Source organism: Citrobacter sp. wls826, from assembly GCF_005281245.1.
In the GTDB taxonomy this organism is placed as follows: Bacteria; Pseudomonadota; Gammaproteobacteria; order Enterobacterales; family Enterobacteriaceae; genus Citrobacter; species Citrobacter braakii.
On the sequence record NZ_SZWS01000027.1, the window covers coordinates 87,208 to 91,460 of the forward strand.

Genomic DNA, 4,253 nt, shown 5'->3' on the forward strand with positions numbered 1-4,253 from the left:
TCCAGCAGCATTTGTCCGGCGGGCAGGTCGCCAGCCACCGCCACCCGGCGGGTGTTGTAACCACGATTACGCAGCCACCCCGCACCGTAGCGAATAAACGAACGACTCAACACCAGGCCGACGCTTGAAAGCAGATACCATGCCAGCCAGACGGCGAGACGGTTATCGAAATCGTTATTAAAGGCGATCAGACCTGCGCTAAAAATCAGACTCAGCGTCCAGTTTTGTAGTAACAGCACCAGCTCAGTGGAAATTTTGACGCCGCGCCAGGAGCGATAAAAATCCGTTATGCCACCGAGCATCTGAAAAACGACCAGCGTGATCAGCGCCACCAGCAGGTGCATATACAGGAAAGGCAAACCGCTTAATTCGCAGATCACCCACAACCCGCCAAACATGATGGTGATATCTGAAAAGCGTTGCACCATCGAAATTAACGACGCATTGGTTTTGGCGCGTTCGCGCTTTTTTAGATGTGTCATCGTGGTTCCTGTTAGTCACCCTTTGCCCATAAGCGGGCAAAGGAAGCACCGGCATTACTGATTCAGTAACGCCAGAAGAGTGCGCGTTCGCGCGTTCAGGTATGCACCACCAACCGCCCTGTAACGAGTATCACAAGTGGTAACACGGGTTATTTGGCTCATGTGCTCTCCTTCTTCAGGTAACAGTTAGCCCCGAACTGATTATCTAAATAAATAAGCGACAAAGGCTAAACACTGTTTTTTATTTCATAATAAGTTCACAGGAAGTCAGTAAAAAGAAATGAATAATTCATTTCTATATATGCTCATGATGTGTAGAAAACCTCACAATATCATCCTCCTCAAGATAGACACCAGAACGAACCTCGATCATCTCAAGTGGTACTTTTCCTGGGTTTTCAAGGCAATGAAAGGTTCCCTGAGGAATATATATTGATTGATTTTCACTTAATAACTGTACTTCATCACGGATCGTAACTTTTGCGGTTCCCGCAACAATAATCCAGTGTTCTGCACGATGATGGTGCATACGTAATGCAAAGCCCTGGCCGGGTTTCACGGTTATTCTTTTAACCTGATAACGATCGCCTTCATCGATAGAGTCATATTTCCCCCAAGGTCTAAAAACCTCCCGATGAATATGATGTTCCGAGCGGCCATCTGCCTGAATTTGTGTAACGATTTTTTTGACATCTTGTACATCTGTTTTATTTGCGATTAATACTGCATCTTTAGTTTGGACGACAATCAAATCTTTTACGCCAACGGTTGCCACCAACCCTGACTCTGCATAGACATAGCTGTTCTCTGTATTATGGTCAATGACATCACCATGATAAACATTGCCCTCTTCATTACGATTGCTAATTTCCCAAAGTGATGACCATGAACCCACATCGCTCCAGCCAACGTTCATAGGCAGAACCACAGCATCGGTAGTTTTCTCCATAACGGCATAATCGATCGACTCCTCCGGACAAGCATGGAAATCTTCCCGGCCGACACGGATAAAATCATTGTCTAACTCAGCGTTATCCATAGCCAACAAGCAAGCCTGCAGAATATCCGGGCGATATTTTTCAAGCTCTTCAAGATAGCGCCGGGCCTGGAATAAAAACATACCGCTATTCCAGTAATACTCACCGTCAGAGATATATTTTTCAGCAGTTTCAAGATCAGGTTTTTCAACAAAGGCATCAACGTTGAAAGCAACCGAATCAACTTTAGTCTGTGTACTGCTGACTTCCCCGCGACGAATATAGCCATATCCTGTTTCTGGTGCATCTGGAACAATCCCAAATGTAACAAGCTTACCTTTTTCGGCTAATGGAATCGCTGATATTACTGCATCGTGGAAATGTTTATTTTCTTCAATAATATGGTCTGCAGCCAAAATCAATAACAATGGATTTTGATCTGGATTATTATTACATGCGGAAATTGCCGCTAGCGCGATTGCTGGCGCCGTATTACGTGCCAGAGGTTCCAGAATGATATTACCGGTTAACTGCCCAATATCTTGCAACTGCTCCGCAACAATAAATCTGTGTTTTTCATTGCATATAACTAATGGTGGAAAACAGTTGAGTCCATTCAGTCGACAAATAGTCGATTGTAGCATCGAACTTTCCCCATCCAGGCGTAAAAACTGTTTTGGATATAATGTTCTGGATAATGGCCACAAACGGCTTCCTGAACCACCTGCGATAATTACCGGATGAATGTTATTCTGACTCATATGTCACCCCCTTAAGATTATTAATAAACTGATTTAAGACGTTATTTTTCTCAAGCGCAGACTGTGCATATGCTTGAGCTATTGTATTTTTTTTAGGCATAGCTAATGCCACAGCAATGCCATCGACAAGTAGTCCAACAGACTCCGGTTCAATCCGGACCGCAATACCGGGATAATTCATGCAAAATTGACCAAGTTCAGTATGTATCTCAGCGGTAATAACGGCATTCCCCCCCGCGGCTAAAATATTTGTCAATTTCGAAGGGAGGACTGCATCTGCAGCACCACGCCTTTGAATAACTAAATGGCAATCAGCTAATCTTAACAAGGCTGGCAATAATTCATAAGATTGCAATGGATAGAATTTAACATTCATCAAGGAACGTTGCAGAACCATTTGTTCCATCTTGAATTTCTCGCCCCCCTGACCAACAATAACGTATAACCATGGTTTATGTTGGGTCAACGCGGCAGCCTCAACGATATTTTCCACTCCCTGTTTTTCGCCAATATTGCCTGAATACAGGATAATTTTTTTCTCTCTGGGCAAACCGAGCTTCTGCCGCATTTTCTCTACATCAGTACTATCCACTTGGCTAAATCTTTCCACTTCAGACCAATTGGGAAAAAAGATCAGTTTTTTTGAGGAAACGCCTTTATCCTGTGCTCTTTTCATCATGGATTGAGAGATGGTTGAAACACTATCAACATTTAACAAAGCATCGCGCTCAAACACCTTTGCCAACCGTGGCAGTATTCCTAAATGCGCTTCAGAAGCGAGTCCCAGCCCTAACATAGCATCGACTTCAAAATCCTGGATATGCAGGATTGTTCGGGAACCAGACAGTTTTGCTAGTAGGCGCATCGCTGGGGTACAAAACAATGTGGGTACCACACCAATTATGTACTCAGGCTTCCATCGATACTGCGCCAACAACGGAAAAAAGCTGCTCAAGGCGAAACTGCATAAGTGCAATAAACGTTTGAGTGTTGACGGTTGCTTAGGGACATACAATGGACAACGCCAGACAATAATCTCCCCAACTTCCCGACAATAGCGCCAAGAAGAATAAGGCTTATTCACTTTCCAGTTCGGGTAATATGGTGGAGCAGTAACAACGCGGACATCATGGCCCTGACGAACCATCCACTCCACCATCTCACCAGTATATTTCCCAATCCCGGTCAATTCAGGCGAGTAATTGATACCATACACCAGAATTTTCATATACCCTGCACCTGTTCTTTTCTGAACGGATTGAAATATGCTTGAGAATTTGTATGTACATTGCTATCTGCATTCAATTCATCTGGTTTTTCCCATCGCCACGTATCATGCTGCTTTGAAGGTAAAACTAATGTACTGGCATTAATACTCAGTCGATAACCCAATACTATATAATGGGTAGAAAAAGATGAACCAGAGAAATTATCATCATAGAAATGTTGCCAGACCCCAAAAAATCGCCCATCGGTAATTGAAAATTTCCGTCCTAATTCCTCTTCTGTTAAACGCATAAAAGCTAGTTCCAGGGTTTCATCTTTTAATACTCTACCACCAGGAACAAACCAATACCCCTTAGCTGGTCGGTGAGTCCTTTTTCCGACTAAAAACTCTCCAAACTCATTCTCAATGATAAAGTCGAGTGAGATAAGTGGTGTTGAACGCACCACATTAGCGAATTCTCCTTTACTAAGGAACATTATTCCCCCCGATAACACTGCTGATTTTCAAGAAACCAGTGATAAGTATTAACTAACCCTTGTTCCAATCCAATTTCATGATGCCACCCTAGTCTTCTCAGACGACTAATATCAAGCAGTTTACGTGGAGTACCATCTGGTTTAGAGGAATCGAAAATAATATCACCACGAAAACCCACTACCTTAGCAATTGCATGAGAGAGTTCGCGAATAGTACAATCCTCACCCGTTCCTACATTGACATGAGAAAGCATTGGTTCGGTATTTTCTTGCCATACTTCATTATCCAGCTCCATGACATGGATACTGGCAGCCGCCATATCATCTAC

General features: G+C 43.4%; 3 protein-coding genes and 2 pseudogenes. All 5 read right to left on the bottom strand.

Annotated features, from left to right (window positions below):
- Positions 1-482 (bottom strand): annotated as a pseudogene (locus tag FDW87_RS21950) (undecaprenyl-phosphate glucose phosphotransferase); the annotation flags it as partial.
- A 295-nt stretch (positions 483-777) separates the two neighbouring features.
- Positions 778-2,220 carry a mannose-1-phosphate guanyltransferase gene (cpsB, locus tag FDW87_RS06335; protein WP_049040306.1) on the bottom strand — a complete coding sequence of 481 codons (1,443 nt, stop codon included), beginning with the start codon at positions 2,218-2,220 and terminating at the stop codon, positions 778-780.
- Positions 2,207-3,448: a WcaI family glycosyltransferase gene (locus tag FDW87_RS06340; protein ID WP_049040307.1), complete on the bottom strand. Its 1,242-nt coding sequence runs from the start codon at positions 3,446-3,448 to the stop codon at positions 2,207-2,209. Before FDW87_RS06340 ends, cpsB begins: the two co-directional genes overlap by 14 nt.
- Positions 3,445-3,924: a GDP-mannose mannosyl hydrolase gene (locus tag FDW87_RS06345; RefSeq protein ID WP_049040308.1), complete on the bottom strand. Its 480-nt coding sequence runs from the start codon at positions 3,922-3,924 to the stop codon at positions 3,445-3,447. The genes FDW87_RS06340 and FDW87_RS06345 overlap by 4 nt, the downstream gene beginning before the upstream one ends.
- Positions 3,924-4,253, bottom strand: a pseudogene (locus tag FDW87_RS21955) (GDP-L-fucose synthase); the annotation flags it as partial. The pseudogene FDW87_RS21955 and the gene FDW87_RS06345, both read right to left, overlap by 1 nt.

Coding starts and splice junctions, on each gene's coding strand:
- cpsB (WP_049040306.1), bottom strand. CDS start 2,220: ATGAGTCAGAATAACATTCATCCGGTAATTATCGCAGGTGGTTCAGGA.
- FDW87_RS06345 (WP_049040308.1), bottom strand. CDS start 3,924: ATGTTCCTTAGTAAAGGAGAATTCGCTAATGTGGTGCGTTCAACACCA.
- FDW87_RS06340 (WP_049040307.1), bottom strand. CDS start 3,448: ATGAAAATTCTGGTGTATGGTATCAATTACTCGCCTGAATTGACCGGG.